This is a genomic window from Pedobacter sp. PACM 27299, assembly GCF_001412655.1.
In the GTDB taxonomy this organism is placed as follows: domain Bacteria; phylum Bacteroidota; class Bacteroidia; order Sphingobacteriales; family Sphingobacteriaceae; genus Pedobacter.
Window position 1 is genome coordinate 5,680,064 of the sequence record NZ_CP012996.1, and the last position, 20,664, is coordinate 5,700,727.

23 protein-coding genes are annotated in these 20,664 nt (G+C 40.9%); 11 read left to right on the top strand and 12 right to left on the bottom strand.

Features of this window, described 5'->3' with window-relative positions; all coding sequences use genetic code 11:
- Positions 1–57: 57 nt before the first annotated feature.
- The 3 genes from AQ505_RS23890 (at position 58) to AQ505_RS23900 (ending at position 1,979) form a co-directional block, all read left to right on the top strand.
- Positions 58–477: a nucleoside-diphosphate kinase gene (locus tag AQ505_RS23890; RefSeq protein ID WP_062550481.1), complete on the top strand. Its 420-nt coding sequence runs from the start codon at positions 58–60 to the stop codon at positions 475–477.
- A gap of 524 nt (positions 478–1,001) precedes the next feature.
- Entirely contained in the window at positions 1,002–1,742 is a 741-nt protein-coding gene (locus AQ505_RS23895) for an FKBP-type peptidyl-prolyl cis-trans isomerase (protein WP_062550482.1), read from the top strand.
- Positions 1,743–1,796: 54 nt separating this feature from the next.
- On the top strand, positions 1,797–1,979 hold the full coding sequence (locus tag AQ505_RS23900) for a hypothetical protein (RefSeq protein ID WP_062550483.1): 183 nt from the start codon (positions 1,797–1,799) through the stop codon (positions 1,977–1,979).
- Between the two features lie 3 nt (positions 1,980–1,982).
- Here the strand turns inward: AQ505_RS23900 and AQ505_RS27275 are convergent, their stop codons facing one another.
- From AQ505_RS27275 to recF, 3 genes are read right to left on the bottom strand one after another with little or no spacing between them, the layout of a single operon-like run.
- Positions 1,983–2,099, bottom strand: coding sequence for a DciA family protein (locus AQ505_RS27275; RefSeq protein ID WP_335337975.1), 117 nt, complete (start codon positions 2,097–2,099; stop codon positions 1,983–1,985).
- Entirely contained in the window at positions 2,096–2,272 is a 177-nt protein-coding gene (locus tag AQ505_RS27280) for a hypothetical protein (protein ID WP_335337976.1), read from the bottom strand. Before AQ505_RS27280 ends, AQ505_RS27275 begins: the two co-directional genes overlap by 4 nt.
- A complete protein-coding gene (gene recF / locus AQ505_RS23910; RefSeq protein WP_062550484.1) occupies positions 2,265–3,368 on the bottom strand; it encodes a DNA replication/repair protein RecF in 1,104 nt (367 codons plus the stop codon). The genes AQ505_RS27280 and recF overlap by 8 nt, the downstream gene beginning before the upstream one ends.
- 250 nt (positions 3,369–3,618) lie before the next feature.
- On the opposite strand from recF, the gene AQ505_RS23915 reads away from it, so the two are divergent.
- The 3 genes from AQ505_RS23915 to ytxJ all read left to right on the top strand — a co-directional run bounded on the left by AQ505_RS23915 (position 3,619) and on the right by ytxJ (position 5,399).
- A complete protein-coding gene (locus AQ505_RS23915) occupies positions 3,619–4,287 on the top strand; it encodes a tetratricopeptide repeat protein (RefSeq protein WP_062550485.1) in 669 nt (222 codons plus the stop codon).
- 75 nt (positions 4,288–4,362) lie between these two features.
- Positions 4,363–4,854 (top strand): 6,7-dimethyl-8-ribityllumazine synthase, encoded by a 492-nt coding sequence (ribH, locus tag AQ505_RS23920; RefSeq protein ID WP_062550486.1) that lies wholly within the window; start codon positions 4,363–4,365, stop codon positions 4,852–4,854.
- Between the two features lie 212 nt (positions 4,855–5,066).
- Entirely contained in the window at positions 5,067–5,399 is a 333-nt protein-coding gene (ytxJ, locus tag AQ505_RS23925) for a bacillithiol system redox-active protein YtxJ (RefSeq protein ID WP_062550487.1), read from the top strand.
- Here the strand turns inward: ytxJ and AQ505_RS23930 are convergent.
- On the bottom strand, positions 5,389–5,793 hold the full coding sequence (locus AQ505_RS23930) for an OsmC family protein (protein WP_062550488.1): 405 nt from the start codon (positions 5,791–5,793) through the stop codon (positions 5,389–5,391). The genes ytxJ and AQ505_RS23930 overlap by 11 nt on opposite strands.
- A 111-nt stretch (positions 5,794–5,904) precedes the next feature.
- Between AQ505_RS23930 and lipA the strand changes: the two genes are divergently transcribed.
- The 3 genes from lipA (at position 5,905) to AQ505_RS23945 (ending at position 8,279) form a co-directional block, all read left to right on the top strand.
- Complete coding sequence (gene lipA, locus AQ505_RS23935) at positions 5,905–6,792, top strand: lipoyl synthase (RefSeq protein ID WP_062550489.1); 888 nt, start codon at positions 5,905–5,907, stop codon at positions 6,790–6,792.
- A 61-nt stretch (positions 6,793–6,853) separates the two neighbouring features.
- On the top strand, positions 6,854–7,405 hold the full coding sequence (locus AQ505_RS23940; RefSeq protein ID WP_062550490.1) for an RNA polymerase sigma factor: 552 nt from the start codon (positions 6,854–6,856) through the stop codon (positions 7,403–7,405).
- A gap of 94 nt (positions 7,406–7,499) precedes the next feature.
- Positions 7,500–8,279 carry an anti-sigma factor gene (locus AQ505_RS23945; protein ID WP_231634972.1) on the top strand — a complete coding sequence of 260 codons (780 nt, stop codon included), beginning with the start codon at positions 7,500–7,502 and terminating at the stop codon, positions 8,277–8,279.
- On the opposite strand, the gene AQ505_RS23950 is transcribed toward AQ505_RS23945, so the two are convergent.
- From AQ505_RS23950 to AQ505_RS23965, 5 genes are all read right to left on the bottom strand, one after another.
- Positions 8,276–9,211: an NAD(P)H-hydrate dehydratase gene (locus AQ505_RS23950; RefSeq protein ID WP_062550492.1), complete on the bottom strand. Its 936-nt coding sequence runs from the start codon at positions 9,209–9,211 to the stop codon at positions 8,276–8,278. The two genes, AQ505_RS23945 and AQ505_RS23950, sit on opposite strands and share 4 nt — an antisense overlap.
- A gap of 10 nt (positions 9,212–9,221) precedes the next feature.
- Complete coding sequence (gene uvrA / locus AQ505_RS23955; protein WP_062550493.1) at positions 9,222–12,065, bottom strand: excinuclease ABC subunit UvrA; 2,844 nt, start codon at positions 12,063–12,065, stop codon at positions 9,222–9,224.
- 113 nt (positions 12,066–12,178) lie between these two features.
- Positions 12,179–12,511: a 2Fe-2S iron-sulfur cluster-binding protein gene (locus AQ505_RS27020; RefSeq protein WP_231634973.1), complete on the bottom strand. Its 333-nt coding sequence runs from the start codon at positions 12,509–12,511 to the stop codon at positions 12,179–12,181.
- Positions 12,460–13,230: an FAD-binding oxidoreductase gene (locus AQ505_RS23960; RefSeq protein WP_231634974.1), complete on the bottom strand. Its 771-nt coding sequence runs from the start codon at positions 13,228–13,230 to the stop codon at positions 12,460–12,462. The genes AQ505_RS27020 and AQ505_RS23960 overlap by 52 nt, the downstream gene beginning before the upstream one ends.
- 78 nt (positions 13,231–13,308) lie before the next feature.
- A complete protein-coding gene (locus tag AQ505_RS23965; protein WP_197286262.1) occupies positions 13,309–14,118 on the bottom strand; it encodes a lytic transglycosylase domain-containing protein in 810 nt (269 codons plus the stop codon).
- Positions 14,119–14,339: 221 nt separating this feature from the next.
- Here AQ505_RS23965 and AQ505_RS23970 point away from each other — a divergent pair, with 221 nt between their 5' ends.
- Both AQ505_RS23970 and AQ505_RS23975 read left to right on the top strand, forming a co-directional pair.
- Positions 14,340–15,938, top strand: coding sequence for a pseudouridine synthase (locus AQ505_RS23970; RefSeq protein WP_062550494.1), 1,599 nt, complete (start codon positions 14,340–14,342; stop codon positions 15,936–15,938).
- A gap of 102 nt (positions 15,939–16,040) precedes the next feature.
- Entirely contained in the window at positions 16,041–17,153 is a 1,113-nt protein-coding gene (locus AQ505_RS23975) for a lactonase family protein (RefSeq protein WP_062550495.1), read from the top strand.
- A gap of 109 nt (positions 17,154–17,262) precedes the next feature.
- On the opposite strand, the gene bshA is transcribed toward AQ505_RS23975, so the two are convergent.
- The 3 genes from bshA to tilS form a co-directional block, all read right to left on the bottom strand.
- Positions 17,263–18,435, bottom strand: coding sequence for an N-acetyl-alpha-D-glucosaminyl L-malate synthase BshA (gene bshA / locus AQ505_RS23980; RefSeq protein WP_062550496.1), 1,173 nt, complete (start codon positions 18,433–18,435; stop codon positions 17,263–17,265).
- A gap of 196 nt (positions 18,436–18,631) precedes the next feature.
- Positions 18,632–19,114 carry a hypothetical protein gene (locus tag AQ505_RS23985; RefSeq protein ID WP_062550497.1) on the bottom strand — a complete coding sequence of 161 codons (483 nt, stop codon included), beginning with the start codon at positions 19,112–19,114 and terminating at the stop codon, positions 18,632–18,634.
- Positions 19,115–19,171: 57 nt separating this feature from the next.
- A complete protein-coding gene (gene tilS, locus AQ505_RS23990; RefSeq protein ID WP_062550498.1) occupies positions 19,172–20,548 on the bottom strand; it encodes a tRNA lysidine(34) synthetase TilS in 1,377 nt (458 codons plus the stop codon).
- Positions 20,549–20,664 lie beyond the last annotated feature (116 nt).

A 20,664-nucleotide genomic window follows, 5' to 3' on the forward strand; every position in this document is an offset into this window, starting at 1 on the left:
TTTGATGCTATAATATTAACAGTATAAAACGTAATTTTGCAAAAAAATTGAAATAAGATGACTACAAACAGAACATTTACCATGATTAAGCCTGATGCTGTTGCAAACGGACATATCGGCGCAATCATCAACGACATTACTGCAGCAGGTTTCAAAATCGTTGCTTTAAAATATACTAAATTGACTGAAGAAACTGCTGGTCAGTTCTATGCAGTTCATGCTGAACGTCCTTTCTACAAAGATTTAGTATCTTTTATGTCTTCAGGACCTATCGTTGCTGCGATCTTAGAAAAAGACAATGCAATTGAAGATTTCAGAAAATTAATAGGTGCAACTAACCCAGCTGATGCAGCTGAAGGTACGATCCGTGCTAAATATGCAAAATCTATTGATGCAAATGCAGTTCACGGTTCTGACTCAGACGAGAATGCACAAATCGAAGGAGATTTCTTCTTTACTGCTGCTGAGCGTTTCTAGTATTCCCTAAGCGGAAAATAAAAAATAAGCATCCTGATCAGGGTGCTTATTTTTTTTTAGCCCACTTTTCTAGCATCAAATGATTTCAGGAATCAATTAAGGCTAAACAAACAGCATCAGTAATCACCACAAGAATTAGCCTAAATCAACAAGTCATTTCAGTATCAGACACCTACTGAAAAAAGCGGAAAAGTAGTCGGGAAGTGTTCGGGAAGAGAAGTGCCTTACAATAGGGTTCGCAGAGGGTTCGGTTAGGGTTCGCGTAGGGTTGCCTTAGTCTTTGCTATCCCAACCCTAACCGAACCCCCTCCTGAAGCTATAGGAAAGCAGGTCTCTTCCCGAGTCCAATTACGGTGATTCCTCCCCTCCAGAAGTGCCATCCTCAGGCCAGCATTCTAACCTAATTACCGCAGGTCTGATCAAACTTTACAAAAAATTTCAGGATACTTTGTACCTTTCCCCTCCAAATAAACCATTGGGTATGTCCCGAACAGGCAAACCCTTTTATAAAAACAACAGCATTGATGAAAAAAATTTTGATTACCTTATTACTTCCATGCTGCAGTCTGGCGGCTATGGCCCAAACAAAAGGAACAAAGGCGAGTCCGGCAAAAAAAGCTACAGCCACAAAAACAGCGGCTAAAGGCCCGGTAAAACCAGTTTTTAGAAACAACCTGGATTCGGCCAGTTATGCTTTAGGCGCTAATATGGCAGGCAGTATGAAGAAAGACGGGCTGACTACTTTAAACTACGATCTGATGATCAAAGGAATGAAGGATGCACTCGAAGGAAAAACATTATTAATTAGCAAAGAACAATCACAAACACCCATCAGCAACCTATTTAACGGCCTGAGCAAAAAGAAATTCTTACCCATGATCAACGAAGGAAAAACATTTTTAGAAAACAATAAGAAACAGCCAGGCGTAAAAGAAACCGCTAGTGGCTTACAGTATATCGTGCTTCAGGAAGGTACAGGCGTTAAGCCGGTAGCTACAGACACGGTATTGGCACATTATAAAGGTACTTTATTGAATGGAAAACAGTTCGACAGCTCTTACGATAGAAACGAGCCGCTTTCTCTTCCATTAAACCGCGTAATTCAAGGATGGACAGAAGGGATCCAATTGATGCCTGCAGGTTCAAAATACAGGTTCTTTATCCCTTACAACCTTGCTTATGGTGAGCGTGGTGCAGGTGCAGACATTCCACCTTACAGCACTTTAATTTTCGAAGTAGAACTTTTGAAAGTAAACGGTAAATAAACCGCCAGAAAACCATTGGGAAATTGCTTTGTTATTAGAGGTAAAGAAAAACCTATGATCGCAAAAAGATATTTCCCACTGGCACTTGTGGCTTTGCTTTCCAGTACGCTCATGAGCTGTGAACTGGTACAAGGCATTTTTAAAGCTGGCGTATGGACCGGCATTATCGTTGTTGTATTGGTATTGGCATTGCTGATCTGGCTCGTGAGCCGGATATTTGGCGGAGGCGGAGATTAATCCTTATAAAAACACGATTTCTGTGATTACTTCAGAACCGGCACGTTCATTTAATTTTTCAATGATCCCGGTTCTGACCATCATCAATTCATTCTTGATCACCGAAGACTCAATTCTCACAAAAAGTTTCTTTGAAAAATGTAGATCTGCGTGGTGCGGTTCCCAATAGCTACACCCATCAGTTCCGGCCATAAGGCGATAATAGTCGTTTCGTCGAACTTCCCTTTCAGCTTGTACACATTCAGTAATTTGCCGATTCCTTCTTTTAAGGTGATGTCATTAGGTTTACGCATTTTCTACTGCTCCGTTATTTACTTCGAACAAGGTCACTGCTACATCGATCTTCTCGAATACTGCCAGTACCCGTTCTTTACCGGTGTCTGTAATAAAAATCTGCCCGAAGTCATGGTGAGATACCATTTCCATCAGCTTGTGCATCCTGCTGTCGTCCAGTTTGTCGAAAATATCATCCAGCAACAGCAAAGGCTTGAATCCTTTAAACTTCTGAAGATAAGCATACTGTGCTAATTTCAAAGCAATTAAAAAAGATTTCTGCTGTCCCTGAGAACCAAACTTCTTTAAAGGCATTGCCGTAATGGTAAAGATCAGGTCGTCTTTGTGAATACCGGTAGTGGTACGTTCAAGGATTTTATCTTTCTCGATAGACTGGGTCAGGAGTTTTGAAAAAGGGGTATCTTTCAACTGACTTAAATAAGTGAGGCTCACCTCCTCTTTATCATCCGTCAGGTACTGATAATATTTATTAAATAAAGGAATAAAATCGGTCATGAACTGCTCCCGTTTGGCAAAGATTTTATTACCGGAGAGGACCAGCTGTTCATTGTAGATCTCTAATAAAGTTGGATCGTAACTCCTGGTCACCGCGATCTGCTTCAACAGCGCATTTCGGTTCCCCATGTGCTTGTTGTATAGGATCAGTTCATCCAGGTAATGGGCATCCGTTTGGGAAATCACATTGTCCATAAACCTTCTTCGCTCCTCAGAGCCTTCCATAATAATGGTGGTATCATAGGGAGAGATCATCACTAATGGAAATAAACCGATGTGATTGGCCAGTTTATCGTACTCCTTTTTATTCCGCTTGAATTGTTTCTTCTGATTTCTTTTTACCCCACAGGTGATCTTCTCATTTTTCTGCTCGCGTTCAAAATCTCCCTGGATCAGGAAAAGATCTTCAGAAGTTTTAATCTGCTGACTGTCGATGGGATTGAAATATCCTTTACATAAACACAGGTAATGAATGGCATCTAGTAAATTGGTTTTCCCTGCGCCATTATTCCCTACAAACGCATTTACAGTTTTGGAAAAACTTAGACTGGCGTCAGAATAATTTTTAAAATTGAGGAGTGTAATGTTTTTTAACCACATAGTTGTATGGAGCAAAGTTACCGTTTAGCTTTGTCATATAGTAAAGTGACCGTGTCATTTATTTTTCATCTGCTGCGCTCCATTTATCATTTGCCCTCTAAACTACGTTTTAGCCCCTATGCAGTAGATTATTAACCATCAGGTAGTTCTGTTTAACCATTTAGGCAACAAAGTTTAAGAAATCCTTCGAAAGGGGTTGATACTTTCCTATAAAAATGTATTTTTGCAATCCTTAATTTTTTTAAATAAAATGTCTACAACAGAAAAAGAAACGAGTCACCCGGTTAGAAAGGGTTCCTTTTTAGAAGAAAATTCAAAAAGCCTTTTGTTCATTGCAGGCGCTGTAGTGCTATTAATTGGGATCTACTTTTGGTATCAAAATGTATATCTAAAAGACAGAGCAGTAGAAGCATCGGCAAAAATGTATAAAGCAGAACAGTTTCTTGGAGTAGATTCTCTTGCCAATAAAGCAATCAATGGCGATGGTGGTTATCCAGGTTTAGAAAAAATTGCGGAAGAGTACGACAACACCAAATCTGCCAACTTAGCTAACCTTTATTTAGGTGGTATTTATTTGCGTAAAGGCGAGTACAAAAAAGCAACTGAAGCTTTGGGTAAATATTCTGAAACAGGAAGTCCGGTAGCAGATCCATTGGCACTAGGTTTATTGGGTGATGCTTACAGCGAGTTGAAAGACTTCAAACAAGCAGCTACTTATTACAAAAAAGCAGCTGATAAAGCGAGCAACAAATTCACTTCTCCAATGTTCCTTAAAAAATTAGGATTGGTTTATGAGCACCTGAAAGATTTCAAATCTGCAGAAGATGCTTACACGAAAATTAAAACTCAATATCCGGAAAGTCAGGAAGCAGCTATGATCGATGAATTCATCGCCCGCGCTGCTGTTCAGGCAAAATAGGACTCACAAAATATTATGACAAAGGTTAGCCATTACGGCTAGCCTTTTTTTGTACCCTTTACTTATATTTGCAGTATGGCAACACAACTTAAAAACCTATCTGACTTTTCACACACGACTGTTCCAAATGGATCGGACTATAAAATCGCGATTGCGGTGGCAGAGTGGAATGCAGAAATTACAGGCAGCCTGTATAATGGCGCTTTAAAAACCTTACTTGAACATGGCGTTGCGGAAGAAAACATTCTTTCTATTGCGGTACCGGGTACTTTTGAGCTGACTTCAGCTGCTGACCTCCTATTGAAGAAACACCAGGACCTGAATGCAGTGATCTGCTTAGGATGTGTGATTCAAGGAGAAACCAAACATTTTGACTTCATCTGTGATGCAGTAGCCAATGGAATCACTCAGGTGAGTGTAAAACATAGCAAGCCAGTAATTTTTGGCGTACTGACTACCAACGATTTACAGCAGGCAATTGACCGTGCCGGCGGTAAACATGGCAACAAAGGCGATGAGGCAGCGATTACTGCACTGAAAATGTCTGAACTGTCAGTTACTGTCTAGCAAAGCTTTGTTTCTTCGTATTAAAATTGGTAATTTAGTACAAGAAATTTTTTAAATCTTTTGAGAATGAAAAAATTAGTCATTTTATTACTTTGCGTAGGCACTGCGGTTACGCTGCTGCAAGCCTGCTCGAATAAACTTTGTCCGGCTTACAGTTCTTATCCGCAGAAAAGAAGATAAGGACTAAAATATAATACCTAATAAAAAAATTGATGCAGTGGAAACAGATAACTGATCTAACACAGATCAGCGAGATAAAGAATAATGAGGGTTACAGTTTAATTTTCAAACACAGTACCCGCTGTTCGGTGAGCAGTATGGCAAAAAGACGGTTTGAATTGGACTGGGAAGCAATCCCTGAAGCTACCAATTTATATTTTCTTGATTTAGTAGCGTTCAGAGAGATCTCCGCAAATATCGCGGAAACCTTTCATGTGCATCATGAATCTCCGCAGATCTTATTGATCAAAGACGGAGATTGCATTCTTGATGCGTCACACAGCGACATCTCCGCAGAGGAGGTTGCCGAAATGATTAATAATTAAAAGATACCGTTTGCTTGATATCAGGGTGTAAACTCATGGCTACCGGACAGGTATGTGCCGAACGCTCAATGATCGTTTTATCCTTATCAGAATACCCATTTGCAGGGAATTGGAAATTGACCACAATTTCCGAAACCCTCCTTGGATTTTCGGCCATGATCTTCGTGACCTCTGCAGTGGCCCCATCAATGCTAAAACCATGCGATGCGGAAGCAATACCCACAATTGTCAGCATACAATTTCCTAAAGAAGTAGCCAGCAAATCAGTCGGCGAAAACGCCTCCCCTTTTCCCTGGTTGTCTATCGGTGCATCCGTTATGATTTCATTTCCAGAGCGTTCATGTACAGAAATTGTCCTTAAACCTCCTTTATAAGTTGTTTTTGAAGTCGCCATCGCTTTAATGTTTAGACCACAAGATTAACATATTTTTTTAAAACTGTCAGATTAGCGTTGTTAAACCTTCCATTTTTATAACTATTCAAACCTATTGCTTAACTTTGTCCTATGATTGAACTTCCGGTGGTTTCCGCAAACACAGTACAACGTAAACCTGATTGGCTTAGAGTTAAGCTTCCTGTTGGTAAAGAATATGCACAAGTACGCAGTCTGGTAGACACGCATAAACTGCATACCATTTGCGAAAGCGGCAATTGTCCGAATATGGGAGAATGCTGGGGTGCAGGTACGGCAACTTTCATGATTCTTGGAAATATCTGTACGCGTTCCTGCTCTTTCTGTGCAGTAGCCACCGGCAGACCATTAGCCGTGGATATGGATGAGCCTAATCGTGTGGCAAATTCTGTTAAACTGATGAAAGTGAAACATTGTGTGATCACTTCAGTAGATAGAGATGACCTGAAAGATGGTGGTTCTATCATCTGGGCAGAGACTTTACAAGCCATCAGAAGAGAAAGTCCGGAGACTACATTAGAAACTTTAATCCCTGATTTCAGAGGGATCTGGGACAATTTATACCGCGTACTGGAGGAAAGACCAGAGGTGATGTCTCATAATATTGAAACGGTAAGACGTTTAACTAAACAAGTACGCATCCAGGCAAAATACGATAGAAGTTTAGAATGTCTTAAACGCATTTCTGATTTCGGATTGAGAACTAAAACGGGCATTATGCTGGGTTTAGGAGAAACCGAAGAAGATGTTTATGAAGCGATGGACGATTTAGTAGCCAATGGTGTTCACATCCTGACATTAGGTCAGTATTTACAGCCTACCCGCAATCACCATCCGGTCCTGGATTGGATTCATCCGGATCAGTTTGCTAAATATAAAGAAGTAGGCATGTCCAAAGGTTTCAAATATGTAGAAAGTGGACCGTTAGTACGTTCCTCTTATCATGCAGAAAAACACCTATTTGATCTAAATCTTCTATAAAAAAAACAAATTATCAATTTTCCTTGTTAAGGTCTACTGTATTACTGTATATTAGTAGACCTTGACGACGACAAAGAAAATATCCCTATCTGAAGATCAGCTCATCCTAGCTTTAAAAGCTCAGGACACCAATGTTATGAAGGCATTGTATGATATGTATTCAGCTGCCTTGTTTGGTGTCATCTCCAGAATTGTCTCCCATACCGAGGTTGCGGAAGACGTTCTACAAGAAACTTTCTTAAAAATCTGGAATTCTGCAGATCATTATGATGCCACAAAAGGGCGTCTATTTACCTGGATGATGAATATTGCCCGGAATTTAGCTATCGATAAGCTCCGTTCAAAAGATTTTAAGAACGCGAATAAAAACCAAGACATCGAAAATAACGTAGATTTCATAGACTCGCAGAAAGACACAACTTTCAACGCGGATGTGATTGGTTTGAAAGACATGGTTACCGCACTTAAACCGGAATTCAACAAAGTGTTGAGTATGGTTTATTTTAAAGGGTATACTCACGTCGAAGCGGCAGAGGAATTGGATTTGCCATTAGGTACGGTTAAAACCCGTATTCGGATGGCTATTATGGAATTAAGAAAGCATTTTAATTAAGGTGGAAGAGGGAAAAGCATATATCGAATCAGGCATACTAGAACTTTATGTTCTCGGCGAGCTTAGCACGCAGGAACAACATGAAGTCCAAGAAATGGCAGCAAAATATCCGGAAATAAAAGCCGAAATTACTGCAATTGAGCTTGCTATGGAAAAATATGCCATGCACAATGCCATCGAGCCTTCCGCGGAATTGGAAACGATCATCCTTGGAAAAATTGGTGCTGCAGCTCCGGTAGTTCGAGAAAAAACAGCAGTGAATGTAGTTCCAGCTGTTGCCGAGTCTCAGCAATCGACAACTGTGCCTTTACATCCAGCAGGGTATGAATCGAAAATAAGATCTTTACGAATTGCATTGGCAGCCTGTGCTACTTTGCTGCTGGTGGCCGGTATCGCCCTTTATTCTGCTCATACGGAATTAGGCACTGCCAAAAATCAGATCATTGCTTTAAATCAAGAAAAACAGCGATTTGCCACTACGGTAAATTACATGAGGGAAACCAATAAAGAATTGCAGACGATCGCAGATATGCCAGCAGATCCGGATTGGAAAACGGTACGTTTAGCGGGAACGAAAATGGATCCAGAGGCGAAAATGACGGTTTATTGGCATACTTCTGGCCGCCATGTCATGCTGGACAACTCTAAAATGAGCCTTCCTAAAAATGATGAAGCGCATCAATATCAACTGTGGGCATTGGTAAAAGGAAAACCGATAGATCTGGGTGTATTTGATGTAAAGGCAGACAGCAGTCACATTCTTTTGAAAATGAAAGAAATTGCAGGTGCTGAGGCTTTTGCGGTTACTTTAGAAAAAAGAGGTGGTTCCCCTGGTCCGACTATGGATCAGATGATTGCCATGGGTGGGGTTTAAAAGTTAGCTAAACTTTTTACAGTCATAGGAATCTGCAGCGCAACTTGTGAGGCGGTGACATTGAAATGCGTGTTGCTCAGCTCATCGCCGGATTTTCCATGAAAATAGCAAGCCAGTAATGCCGCAGCTTTCGCACTATATCCCTGCGCCAGATAAGCAGTCAACATCCCCGTTAATACATCTCCCATTCCGCCCTGTGCCATCGCGGGATTTCCCGTTTGATTGATAGACACGTCAGCTTCATGATCAATAATGAAAGTATATTGATTTTTGAGGACGATAATGATCCCTCTTTTTTTAGCTTCTTTTCTGGCAGTCTGTAAACGCTCCCACCAGTTTTCATGGGCACCGAAAAGCTGATCAAACTCTTTTACATGCGGACTAAGGATCGAGTCTTTTGGCAGCTGATGGAATATATCCGGATGTGCTTTTAATATTACTAAAGCATCTGCATCTATCACAACAGGTTGTTTCAGTGCAAAAATGGCTGTCATGACTTCCTGGTTATCTGCCATTCGGCCGATGCCTGGACCAATGCCAATCGCATTATAATTCGTTAATGTTCTAGGTCTGAGTAATTCTGCACGCTCGAGGTACATCGCCTCTGGCAATGTACTATTTAGTGCTGTTAAGCCCTGCTCTGGAATGGAAAGACTAACCAAACCTGTGCCTGCATACATGCAGCCCTTCGCGCAGAGGATCGCTGCACCCATCGTTTTTTGTGCGCCTGCGATCAGTAAAGCATGGCCATAAGTGCCTTTATGCGAAAAAGGCATCCTGGTTTTCAGCATGCCTTTTATATCGGCTGCTTCCACCAATTTATAAGGAGAAGCTGCCGATTCTGTACTTCGTTTCGTTAATCCAGGATCTACGACCTGTTTTTTACTCGATGGATCTGTATCGGGAAAATAGGCGTTCAGGAAAACTGACATATTATTTTTTTTATAAACCCATTTCTTTCTTCAAAAATTTACCGGTTAAACTAATCGGGTTTTGCACTAATCCTTCAGGAGTTCCTTCAAAGATGATCCTGCCACCGCCGGCACCACCTTCTTCTCCTAAATCGATCACCCAATCCGCTACTTTTACCACATCCAGGTTGTGCTCAATCACCAGCACGGTATTCCCTTTTTCTACCAATTCATTCAGCACACCAAGGAGCACATTGATATCCTCAAAATGTAAGCCAGTAGTGGGTTCATCCAGAATATAAAATGTTTTTCCAGTATCTTTTTTAGAGAGTTCGGTCGCTAATTTTACGCGCTGTGCCTCTCCACCGGAAAGGGTGGTAGAAGACTGACCTAAAGTGATGTACCCCAAACCTACGTCTTTAAGGGTTTTGATTTTACGGTAGATCACTGGCATGTTTTCGAAGAAATCACAAGCATCTTCAATGCTCATATCTAGCACATCGCTGATGGACTTACCACGGTAACGTACTTCCAGGGTTTCCCTGTTGTATCTTCTTCCTCCACATTCTTCACAAGGCACCTGTACATCCGGAAGGAAGTTCATTTCGATGACTTTCATTCCTCCCCCCTGGCAAGTTTCACACCTTCCTCCTTTTACATTGAAAGAGAAACGTCCTGGTTTATAGCCTCTGATTTTCGCTTCCGGTAATTGTACAAAGAGGTTCCTGATGTCAGAAAATACGCCTGTATAAGTAGAAGGATTAGATCTAGGCGTACGCCCAATCGGTGCTTGGTCAATTTCAATGACTTTATCAATTTCTTTAATGCCATTGATCTTTTCATAGGGCAAAGGATGTTTCTTGGCCCTAAAAAAGTGATGGTTTAAAATAGGATATAATGTCTCCGTAATCAAACTTGATTTTCCGCTCCCGGAAACACCGGTCACGGCAATGAATTTACCCAATGGAAAATCTACTGAAACGTCTTTTAAATTATGTCCACTTGCTTTGATGATGGACAATTTATGACCGGTTCCTTTCCTACGTTTTTTAGGGATTTCAATTCCTTTTTTACCGTTTAAATAGGCTGCAGTGAGGGTGTCTGATTTTAAAATCTCTGCTGGAGTACCCTGTGCAACAATTTGTCCACCGCGTACACCTGCAGCAGGCCCCACATCAATTACGTGATCTGCTTCCAGGATCATGTCCTTATCATGTTCTACTACCAATACGGTATTGCCAAGATCCCTCAGGTTTTTTAAAGCGCCAATTAAGCGCTCATTGTCGCGCTGGTGCAAGCCGATACTCGGCTCATCCAGAATGTACATCACATTCATCAGCTGAGAGCCGATTTGTGTGGCCAAACGGATCCTCTGTGCCTCTCCACCGGATAAGGTACGTGCCGTACGGTCCAGAGAAAGGTAATTTAAACCTACGTCCGTCAGAAAGCCCAACCGGGTTCTGATTTCTTTAAGAATTTCTTTGGCAATGGTATTCTGACGTTCTGACAAGCGGCTTTCCAGGTCTACATACCAGGTTTTTAAACTGTTGATGTCCATTTCTGCCAGCTCAAAAATGTTTTTACCGTCAATTTTAAAGTGTAAACTTTCTTTCTTCAACCTTGCACCATTACAAACCGGGCAGGTTTTGAGTTTACGGAAAGTTTCCATATCGTCGATTGCGCCTTCTCCCTTTTTCTCCTGCTGTTCTTCCAGCAGTTTAATGATCCCATCAAAGGTGATCTGGTAGTTTTGCACATTCCACTTGTTGTATTCTACAGCCACACTTAAAAGCTCATGAGAACCGTCAAGGATGATCCCGATCTGTTCTTCTGTCAGTTTTTCTAGTGGGGTAGATAAAGAGAAGTTATATTTTTTAGCCAGGGCTTTCAATACCTGGAACACCCAGATGTCGCGATATTCACCTAATGGGGCTAAACCACCATTCATGATGCTCAATTTAGGATTCGGCATGACCGATTCCTTATCAATCACGAAAATATAGCCTAAACCGTCACAGCTTTCGCAGGCTCCATAAGGAGAATTGAAAGAGAAACTGTTGGGCTGTGGTTCATCATAAGAAATTCCGGTAGTCGGGCACATCAGGAATCGACTGAAATGGGATACATTGTTGTCTTTATCGCTGATTTTAATAATGCCTTTTCCCATCTTCATCGCCGATTGCAGGGAATCCTGTAAACGTTTCTGGTCTTCTTTATCGATGATCAATCGGTCTATCACTACTTCAATGTCGTGGATTTTATAGCGATCCACCTGCATTTTAGGGCTCATGTCCTGAATTTCTCCATCAATGCGCACTTTAATGTAGCCTTGTTTACGAATCTGCTCGAATAGTTCCCTATAATGTCCTTTACGTCCTTTTACAACGGGCGCAAGAATATTGACCGGCATGCCTTCAAATTTCTTGTAGATATTGCTCAGGATTTGATCTTCGCTCATGCGCTCCATTTTTTCTCCGGTATTGTAAGAGAAGGCATCCGCAGTACGCGCATATAGTAAACGCATGAAATCGTAGATTTCAGTAATGGTACCTACAGTAGATCTTGGATTTTTGCTGGTTGTTTTTTGCTCGATGGCAATTACCGGACTCAATCCTGATACTTTATCCACATCAGGACGCTCCATTCCCCCCATAAACTGGCGGGAATAGGCACTGAAAGTTTCCATGTACCTACGCTGTCCCTCTGCATAAATAGTATCAAATGCTAGAGAGGACTTTCCGCTTCCACTTAATCCGGTAATGACTACCAGCTGGTTTCGGGGAAAAGAGATGTCGATATTTTTAAGGTTATGTACCCTGGCACCATATACTTCTACATCCTTTTGCTCGCCCAGGTCAACGGTATTTTTGCTCATATTTTTATTAAAACAATACTGATATCTATATATTTAAGACAACAAATTTTCAGCCACAAAAATGCTAAAAATTTTATCAAAAGAAAAGTTTACAGCGCTATGGCTGATCATTTTTACCAAACTAATGTGGTACCGTTTTCAGTGGGGTGTCCAGTACAAACCAGCACTCTTCCCGCTTCAATTTCGTTATCCATTAAAACTTCATTGTAATCCATCCGAACCTTTCCTTTGGTACAATTGGCAGTACAGGTACTACAAATGCCGGCATGGCAGCTATATGGCAGGTTAATGCCTTGTTCTAAAGCTGCATCTAAAATGCTTTGGTGGTAAGGCACACTGATTTCTTTGATTTCTCCTTTGAAATGGAGGATGACAGCATAGGTATTGGTGTCTTTTACCGCCTTTTCTGTCGTATCGTCTTCATCGGCCTCGTCTTCAGGCAGCACAAAAGTTTCTTTTTTATCTGTGACTGATGGAAACCCAGGTTCAATAAGGTAATTCTACAGACATCCATATAATCTACGGGGCCACAAGTATACAGCAAGGTATCGTCTTTTTTGAATTCGAGGTTCTCTGCGACGATGCGTTCAATCAGCTGTCCGTTTAAGCGGGCCATCATCAGGTTTTTAGCCGTACTGAAAAGGTAAATGATTTTTAGACGGTCTGGATATTTTGTCTGCCATTCGTTCAGTTCTTCATAGAAAAGACTGCCTTCAGCAGATTTGTTGCTGTAAGCTAAAATGACTTTGGTATGTTTTTCAACGGTCAAAGCCGTCTTCAATATCGAGAATAATGGTGTGATACCTACTCCTGCGGCGAATAAAAACACCGTTCTTTTGATGGCCTCCTGCGGAATATAACTGAATTGTCCGTTCGGTTCTAGTGCAGTCAGCACCTCGCCAACCGCCGTATTGTGGTGCAGCAGTCTGGAAATTTCTCCATTTTCTACTCTTTTGATTGCAATTGCCAAAGGTTCATCCAAATCTGGGGAACTGCAAAGTGAATATGATCTTCTCAATTCTTTTCCATTCCGCTCAAATACAAGCGTTAAGAATTGTCCGGCCAGGTAAACAGGTTTTTCTGCTGCTATTGGCTCAAAACTGAGGAGGAGAGTTTCGCCCGGTGTATAGGTCATCCCGGTAATGCGCAATTTTAACAGTTTCATAGGCGAGTAAAATAGTGATTTTCCGAGAAAACAAAAAGCCGGAATAAATTCCGGCTCCCCCCTTTGTCAATTTTTTTATTACTCTGCCCGCTCTGCTTTGTCCGCTTCGTTGGCAGCCTTCTCCGCATTGTACGCTAAAAACGCTCTTGACGCTTTGTAACCATACTGATTCGGAAATTCCATGATTTGTTTCATGGAAATCAATTTGTAAACGTAACTAGCGGTTTCGCTGTTCAGTTTCATTTTGAAATAGTTGTCTTGTTTTTGTCTGTTGATCTGTTTCCGCATGTGGTTATCTCCCACATTATAGGCAGCCGCAACGAGTGCCCAATCGTCAAATATTCCGTAGAGTTCTTTGATGTATTTGGCGGCGGCGATCGTAGACTTACGTAAGTTATTACGTTCGTCAACTTTCGAATTTACTTTCAAACCATAGCTGCGTGCAGTAGCCGGCATAAACTGCCAGAATCCTGCTGCTCCTTTTGGGGATACGCCCGACTTTAGTCCTGATTCTACCAAAGGCATATACTTAAAGTCTTCAGGAATGCCGTAGGCGGCAAGTATAGGTTCTATTACAGGAAACCATTCTGCTGCTTTATTGTGCAAACGGTTGGTTTGTAGATTACTGTAACTAAATTTAGCAAGGGCTTTTTCCATTTTCCGCTCCACAATCGCATCCCCTAATGGTAGTCCTTCCTCTGCAAATTTTAGATCAGCCATTGTTTGAGCTGGCTCCTCGATCTCTGATACTAATGTATCCGTATTTTTTGTTATTTTTTCTTCTTTTAAAAGACTTTTTGCTGCTTGGGGCATGTTGTAAGCAAACACTTTTGCGATTACCAGTAATGTAATGATTACCGTTAATGTTATTATGTGTTTCTTTATCATTTTCCTCCTTTTTTTGGTTAACAATTTTAAAACGTTTGCAAAGATAACGTATATTATCTTAACTATCAACCTTTTACAAAAACTGCTTCTAAAATCAACGTTTAAACACCCATAGACCGCGATTTTTTACAACTCTTACAACTTCGCAAAATAGTAGCAATAAATTGCTCGATTTTTACTAAATTTGCACCCGCATAAATTATGCGGAATAATAGCGTATCATGATGAAAGACAACAACAGGAACAGTCGGGATGACAAGTCCAAATCGGGCAACAGAAGTTCAACAGGCCAGAATCGTAGTGGAGGAGACTCTTCTTACAGAGATAAAAGCAAGTTTGACGACAAAGAGGGGAAAGATAAAAAATTTGGTGGCCCGAGAGATTTTAACCCTAGAGAAGGTGGATCAAGAGACTTCAAACCTCGTGAAGGCGGATCAAGGGATTACAAACCACGCGAAGGTGGTTCAAGAGATTTCAAACCACGTGAAGGTGGTTCAAGAGATTTCAAACCACGTGAAGGTGGTTCCAGAGATTTCAAACCACGCGAAGGTGGTTCAAGAGATTTCAAACCACGCGAAGGTGGTTCAAGAGATTTCAAACCACGCGAAGGTGGTTCAAGAGATTTCAAACCACGCGAAGGTGGTTCAAGAGATTTCAAACCACGCGAAGGTGGTTCAAGAGATTTCAAACCACGCGAAGGTGGTTCAAGAGATTTCAAACCACGTGAAGGCGGTTCAAGAGATTTCAAACCACGTGAAGGCGGTTCAAGAGATTTCAAACCACGTGAAGGTGGTTCAAGAGATTTCAAACCACGTGAAGGTAGTTCAAGACCTCATAGTGCAGGTAGCTCAAGAGACGTACCTCCTTCTGACAAAACACGTAGTTATATAAAGAAAGATCATTTCGGAAAAGGGGATCAGCCTTTCAGGAAATTTGATGATAATAAAGGTGGCGCTTCAAGAAGTACTGACAGCAGACCTTTTAGAAAAAGAGAAGACGAAGGTGGTTCAAGAGATTTCAAACCTCGTGATGCACGTCCTGACCGCGAAGAAGGTAGCAATACCACTATGCGTAGCAGAAAAGCACCTTTCGTTAAGGATGATGGCTTAATTCGTTTAAACCGTTACATCGCCAATTCAGGAATTTGTTCCCGTCGTAAAGCGGATGAGCTGATTGCTGCTGGTGTAGTATCTGTAAATGGTGAAGCAATTTCTGAGCTTGGTCATAAAATCGACCCTGCGAAAGATGAGATCCGTTATAACGGGGAGTTGTTGAAACGCGAAAAGAAAATTTACGTGTTGTTAAACAAGCCTAAAGATTATATTACGACTACTGATGATCCTCAGGAACGTCGTACAGTAATGCAATTGGTAGAGAAAGCAAGCAGAGAACGTATTTATCCGGTAGGAAGATTAGACCGTAACACTACAGGTTTATTATTGATGACCAATGATGGCGATCTTGCTGATAAATTATCTCACCCAAGAAATGGCATCACTAAAATCTATCATGTAGAATTAAGTAAGACTTTAAGTCAGGGTGATTTCAACAAAATCCAGTTCGGTTTAGAATTGGAAGATGGTTTGATCAAACCTGATAACATTTCTTATGTTGCTGGTGGCAGTAAAAAAGAGATCGGTATTCAGATCCACAGTGGTAAAAATAGAATCGTAAGAAGAATATTTGAACACTTAGGTTATGATGTCGTGAAACTTGACCGTGTAGTTTACGGCAATCTGACTAAAAAAGACCTTCCTCGTGGAAGATGGAGATATTTAGAAGAGCATGAATTGATTCAGATCAAGCATCTGATCAAGTAATTTCCTGTAAAAAGGTCCAATAAAATACCATTAGCCTGTTCTTTACTTCTGTAAGGAACAGGCTTTTGTTTTTTTAAGATAATTTTAAATAAATTAGCCCTCATGAAGAAACTCCTATTTTTCCCGGTTATTATGCTGGCACTACAAAGCTGCGCACAGAAAAAAGATTACAATTTAATTGTAGGTACGTATACGAATACAGGGAAAAGTGAGGGGATTTATGTGTACGATTTCGACACTAACACCGCTGCTGTTAAAGCAAAAACTGTGACCAAAAACGTGGAGAACCCAAGTTACCTGGCTTTAGGTGATGGCAATAAAGCGATATATGCGGTAAATGAAACTTCAGAAACCAGTGCAGTCAGTGCTTTCGGTTTTGATGCGGCATCCGGCAAGCTGACCTTCTTAAATAAACAAGCGACCAATGGTGCAGATCCTTGTTATGTGATCGCAGATAAAAAGAATGTGATTACCGCAAATTATTCAGGTGGCAGTATCTCCGTATTTGGCATTGAAAAAGATGCTTCTTTATCCGCCATCAAACAATTGGTTAAACATACAGGAAAAAGCATAGATAAAGCCCGTCAGGGAAGTTCTCATGTGCACATGGCACAATTTACCCCAGATCATAAATATGTTGTCGTAGACGATTTAGGTACGGATAAGGTTTATTTATACGCCTACAATCCTGATGGCGGTAATAAAGTATTGACGGTTAAAGATAGCATTTCCATCACTCCTGGAGCTGGCCCAAGACATCTGGTTTTCAGTAAAGACAGCAAGTACGCTTACCTGATCCATGAAATTGACGGAGGGATCACCGTTTTCAGCTATAGCGATGGAAACCTGACCGAAATTCAGAAAACTAAAATTACGGAAGATGGTTTCAAAGGAGAAAATGGTGCAGCAGATATTCACTTATCCCCAGATGGCAAGTTCTTGTACGCGAGCAACAGAGGTTCGGAAAATAAGATCACCATTTTTGCTATTGAGAAAGGTGGGTTGTTAAGCGTTAGAGGATATGTATCTACTTTAGGAAAAGGTCCGAGGAATTTTGCGATTGATCCGACAGGAAAATATTTGCTGGTAGCACACCAGTATACGAATGATGTGGTGATTTTTGAACGTAACCTGGAAACAGGTGCCTTAAAGGATACGGGAAAAAGAATTTCCGTAGGTGCGCCGGTTTGCCTTGTATTTGCTCCTGTAAAATAACTAGGAATGATTTTCTAATACCTAAGTAGATATAATTGGGTATTAAAATATAAAAGAAAGGCCTTTGGATGATCCAAAGGCCTTTCTTTTTATCCTACAACAACTACACTTATTTGGTTGCTGCTTTCAAAACGACCTTCACAGGGTTATTGATTTTTGCTTCTTCAATGATCTGTGTGTAATAGTCTACATAAATTGGCAGGATTTTCTTCAGGTCAAAGTCTTGCGCTCTGATAAAGGCATTTTCTTTAAACTGCTGTAACACCTCATCATTTTCAAGAATCAGGATTCCTTTAGCGGCCATATCATTTACATCTCCTACATTACTCATAAAACCACAGAAGCCGTCTACATTTAGTTCTGGCAATCCACCTGCGTTAGAAGTAATCGCAGGCACCTTACAAGCCATTGCTTCTAAGGCAGCCAGACCAAAACTTTCAGATTCCGAGGGCATCAGGAATAAATCCGACACGGAAAGAATCTCTTCTATCGCATCTTGTTTCCCTAAAAAGCGTACATGTTCGCAAATGCCCAGATCTCTGCACAACTGCTCACAATAAACACGCTCAGGACCATCTCCTACCATTAGTAATTTAGAAGGAATTGTTTTCTGAATTTTTTCAAATGTCAGGATTACATCCTGGGTACGTTTCACTTTTCTAAAGTTGGACGTATGAATTAAGATGCGCTCATTATTAGGTGCAATTGCTTTTTTAAAGTGATCTTTTGGCTTTAAGCTAAAGCGGTTGAAATCGATAAAGTTAGGTATCACCTTTATCTCATTGGTGATTTCAAAATGAGCTTCTGTATCTTCTTTCAGATTTTGCGATACCGTAGTTACGCCATCAGACTTATTAATGGAGAAGGTAACGACAGGTTTATAGGTAGGATCTTTCCCGACCAGGGTGATGTCTGTTCCGTGCAAAGTGGTTACAAAAGGAATATTGATTCCATAAGTTTCCAGGATTTGCTTGGCCATAAATGCAGCTGAGGCATGTGGAATGGCATAATGAACATGGAGGATATCCAGCTGCTCAAAACGAACTACATCTACAAGTTTACTCGCCAGGGCAGATTCATAAGGTGCGTAGTCAAATAAAGGATAGTCCCTTACAGATACTTCATGATAGAATAAGTTGGCAGAGAAAAAGTCGAGGCGTGCAGGCTGACTATAAGTAATAAAATGTACCTGATGTCCTTCATCGGCGAGCGCTTTACCTAATTCAGTAGCGACTACACCACTACCTCCAAAAGTTGGGTAACAAACAATACCTATTTTCATTCTAGCGAATTTGTTTTTTGTGATATTCTTATCTCAAATACACGAATCAGGCTGTGTGATATTACTCTGACACAAGCGCTTACTTAACGTGCTGTAAAGACAACACCAATCCAGAAAAACGGTTTGATTTCTTTTGTTTTTACAGATGCAAAGAACAATACTTAAACTGAGCTTTGTGTTAAACAAATGCAATTATTTAAGATTTCATCTGGTCTTTTATGACCAAATACATCTCGTTGGGGCGTTGGGTGCCGATGAAGTATTCAAAACCATCATGATCAGTCAGCACAACAGCATCTTTTCCAGAGGAATAGAAGCGCACACTGCCTTTACGATGCAGGTTATAAACAGGGTTGTTGAACAGGTAATTGCTATAGGTATCTTTTCTGACACTTTTAATGGTGTTCAGGTCGATTTCTACTTTTCTTGCCGACCATAATCCGTCGATCAGAATTTTCTTGTCCTCAATGATGGTTTTATATTGAATCATGAACAGCAAAATAATGGAAACACCAATGATTCCGAAACCGACTACCAGAAATAGGTCCTGGGTATTGTCACGGTCACGTTCGTAAACATAAGCCGCAAAACAAAATGCAGCCATGACCAAACGAATACAGATTCGGATATAATCGCGGCCTATATATTGTTTCTCCAAAAATGCGTATCGGTTCCCCATCTATATAATTTTCAATAAAGTTACTTGTTTTTTCCTTTGCATAGTAAAGCAACCAGGTTAAGATTGTTTAGAATTTGTAATATATGGCGCTGAGAAGGTCAAAATAGTAATATTTTTTGTGGCAGGGCCCAACTTATACCGATTGTCCTGGCGCATTCCAGCTACCCAGATCACCTCTCCATTTCCATTCAGCAAAATTGGTACCGCATCTTTTCTTGTGACCGGAACTTTTTCATCAATAAAAAAGTCGCTGAGCTTTTTATAATGTTTCATTCCGAAAGGTTTGAATTTATCTCCAGCCTGCCTGTTTCTCAGAATCAGGGGATAAATCAATTGATCGGTATCGAGATAAGCTTTGCCGGGATCTCTTTCGATCTGGTAATTTTCATCAAATTCTGCTTTGCTCAATCGGATACTGCTGAAAGTTCCATTTGGTGTTTCTATTTTTTCTTCTGTTGGGTGCCATAGCAAATGCTGTCCGGTTTCTGTTGATTTTATCAGACTGATGATCAGCTCTTCTCTATTTAAAGTGAGCTGGTGACTGGTACTGAAAAAAGAAATCCCGCTTTGTTTGTCCAGGGCCTGGATCAGATCGGCAATCACCGCTTCTGAAAAATGGTAAGGTTTCAAGAGTTCAAACATCAGCAGTTTCTGTGGATTCAGGCTTTTTACCTTTTCAATAGACAGGTAAATACCGTCGTGTTCCTTTTTAAACATTGCATTGCGCAATTCCGTGACCACTTGCTGTAAAACCTGTTCCGTATCAGCGAAACGCTGGATATTGTGCTGAAAAGTAAGTTCCAGGCTTGCATTGATTTCTTTTAATTGCGGAATGACCTTTAAACGGATTTTATTCCTTGCATAATTGGCGCTCAGGTTGGAACTGTCTTCCACATAATCAATGTTCTCAGCATCGATCAAATTATTGATTGAGGTACGTGTTAAAAACAACAGCGGTCTGATCAGTTTTCCTCTTTTCGGCAAGATGCCATGCAATCCGGCAATGCCTGTACCGCGGGTTAAATTCAACAGGACGGTTTCTATAGCGTCGTCCTGATGCTGTGCCAGGGCGATACGCTGGTAACCTTCCTGATGACTCAATTCCTCAAACCACTGGTAACGCAGGTCTCTGGCCGCCATTTGGATGGAAATTTTATGCACATTGGCATATTCTTTCGTCTGAAAATGTTTTACATAAACGGGCACAGCTAAAGTTGTCGCCAGCATTTTCACAAAATGTTCATCACGCACAGACTCTTCGCCTCTTAAGTTAAAGTTGCAGTGTGCGATTCCAAAATTATAGCCGGCCAGTTTAAACAGCTGGGACATTAAAACGGAATCCCTCCCCCCACTGACTGCCAAAAGAATCTGGTCATCGCTAGAGAAAAGTGCGTTTTGCTGGATATATGCTTTAAATTGATGAAGAGGTAACATCTTTCAAAAATAGCATTTACTAATGGATTTTAATTTCATCGGTATAGCAATATTTGTAATTTATACGTTTATGGGGTAGCGACCATCAGAAGATCTCTAAGGCTATTTCCAGATCC

Bases quoted from the DNA above. Each gene is read 5' to 3' on its own strand.
- ribH (WP_062550486.1), top strand. From the start codon at position 4,363: ATGGCAACACAACTTAAAAACCTATCTGACTTTTCACACACGACTGTT.
- uvrA (WP_062550493.1), bottom strand. From the start codon at position 12,065: ATGAGCAAAAATACCGTTGACCTGGGCGAGCAAAAGGATGTAGAAGTA.
- AQ505_RS23965 (WP_197286262.1), bottom strand. From the start codon at position 14,118: ATGATAAAGAAACACATAATAACATTAACGGTAATCATTACATTACTG.
- AQ505_RS23945 (WP_231634972.1), top strand. From the start codon at position 7,500: ATGGCAGCAAAATATCCGGAAATAAAAGCCGAAATTACTGCAATTGAG.
- AQ505_RS23930 (WP_062550488.1), bottom strand. From the start codon at position 5,793: ATGGCGACTTCAAAAACAACTTATAAAGGAGGTTTAAGGACAATTTCT.
- AQ505_RS23975 (WP_062550495.1), top strand. From the start codon at position 16,041: ATGAAGAAACTCCTATTTTTCCCGGTTATTATGCTGGCACTACAAAGC.
- AQ505_RS23960 (WP_231634974.1), bottom strand. From the start codon at position 13,230: ATGAAACTGTTAAAATTGCGCATTACCGGGATGACCTATACACCGGGC.
- AQ505_RS23895 (WP_062550482.1), top strand. From the start codon at position 1,002: ATGAAAAAAATTTTGATTACCTTATTACTTCCATGCTGCAGTCTGGCG.
- AQ505_RS23950 (WP_062550492.1), bottom strand. From the start codon at position 9,211: ATGTCAGTTTTCCTGAACGCCTATTTTCCCGATACAGATCCATCGAGT.
- AQ505_RS23915 (WP_062550485.1), top strand. From the start codon at position 3,619: ATGTCTACAACAGAAAAAGAAACGAGTCACCCGGTTAGAAAGGGTTCC.
- AQ505_RS23985 (WP_062550497.1), bottom strand. From the start codon at position 19,114: ATGGGGAACCGATACGCATTTTTGGAGAAACAATATATAGGCCGCGAT.
- bshA (WP_062550496.1), bottom strand. From the start codon at position 18,435: ATGAAAATAGGTATTGTTTGTTACCCAACTTTTGGAGGTAGTGGTGTA.
- AQ505_RS23900 (WP_062550483.1), top strand. From the start codon at position 1,797: ATGATCGCAAAAAGATATTTCCCACTGGCACTTGTGGCTTTGCTTTCC.
- AQ505_RS23890 (WP_062550481.1), top strand. From the start codon at position 58: ATGACTACAAACAGAACATTTACCATGATTAAGCCTGATGCTGTTGCA.
- ytxJ (WP_062550487.1), top strand. From the start codon at position 5,067: ATGCAGTGGAAACAGATAACTGATCTAACACAGATCAGCGAGATAAAG.
- lipA (WP_062550489.1), top strand. From the start codon at position 5,905: ATGATTGAACTTCCGGTGGTTTCCGCAAACACAGTACAACGTAAACCT.
- AQ505_RS27280 (WP_335337976.1), bottom strand. From the start codon at position 2,272: ATGCGTAAACCTAATGACATCACCTTAAAAGAAGGAATCGGCAAATTA.
- tilS (WP_062550498.1), bottom strand. From the start codon at position 20,548: ATGTTACCTCTTCATCAATTTAAAGCATATATCCAGCAAAACGCACTT.
- AQ505_RS23970 (WP_062550494.1), top strand. From the start codon at position 14,340: ATGATGAAAGACAACAACAGGAACAGTCGGGATGACAAGTCCAAATCG.
- recF (WP_062550484.1), bottom strand. From the start codon at position 3,368: ATGTGGTTAAAAAACATTACACTCCTCAATTTTAAAAATTATTCTGAC.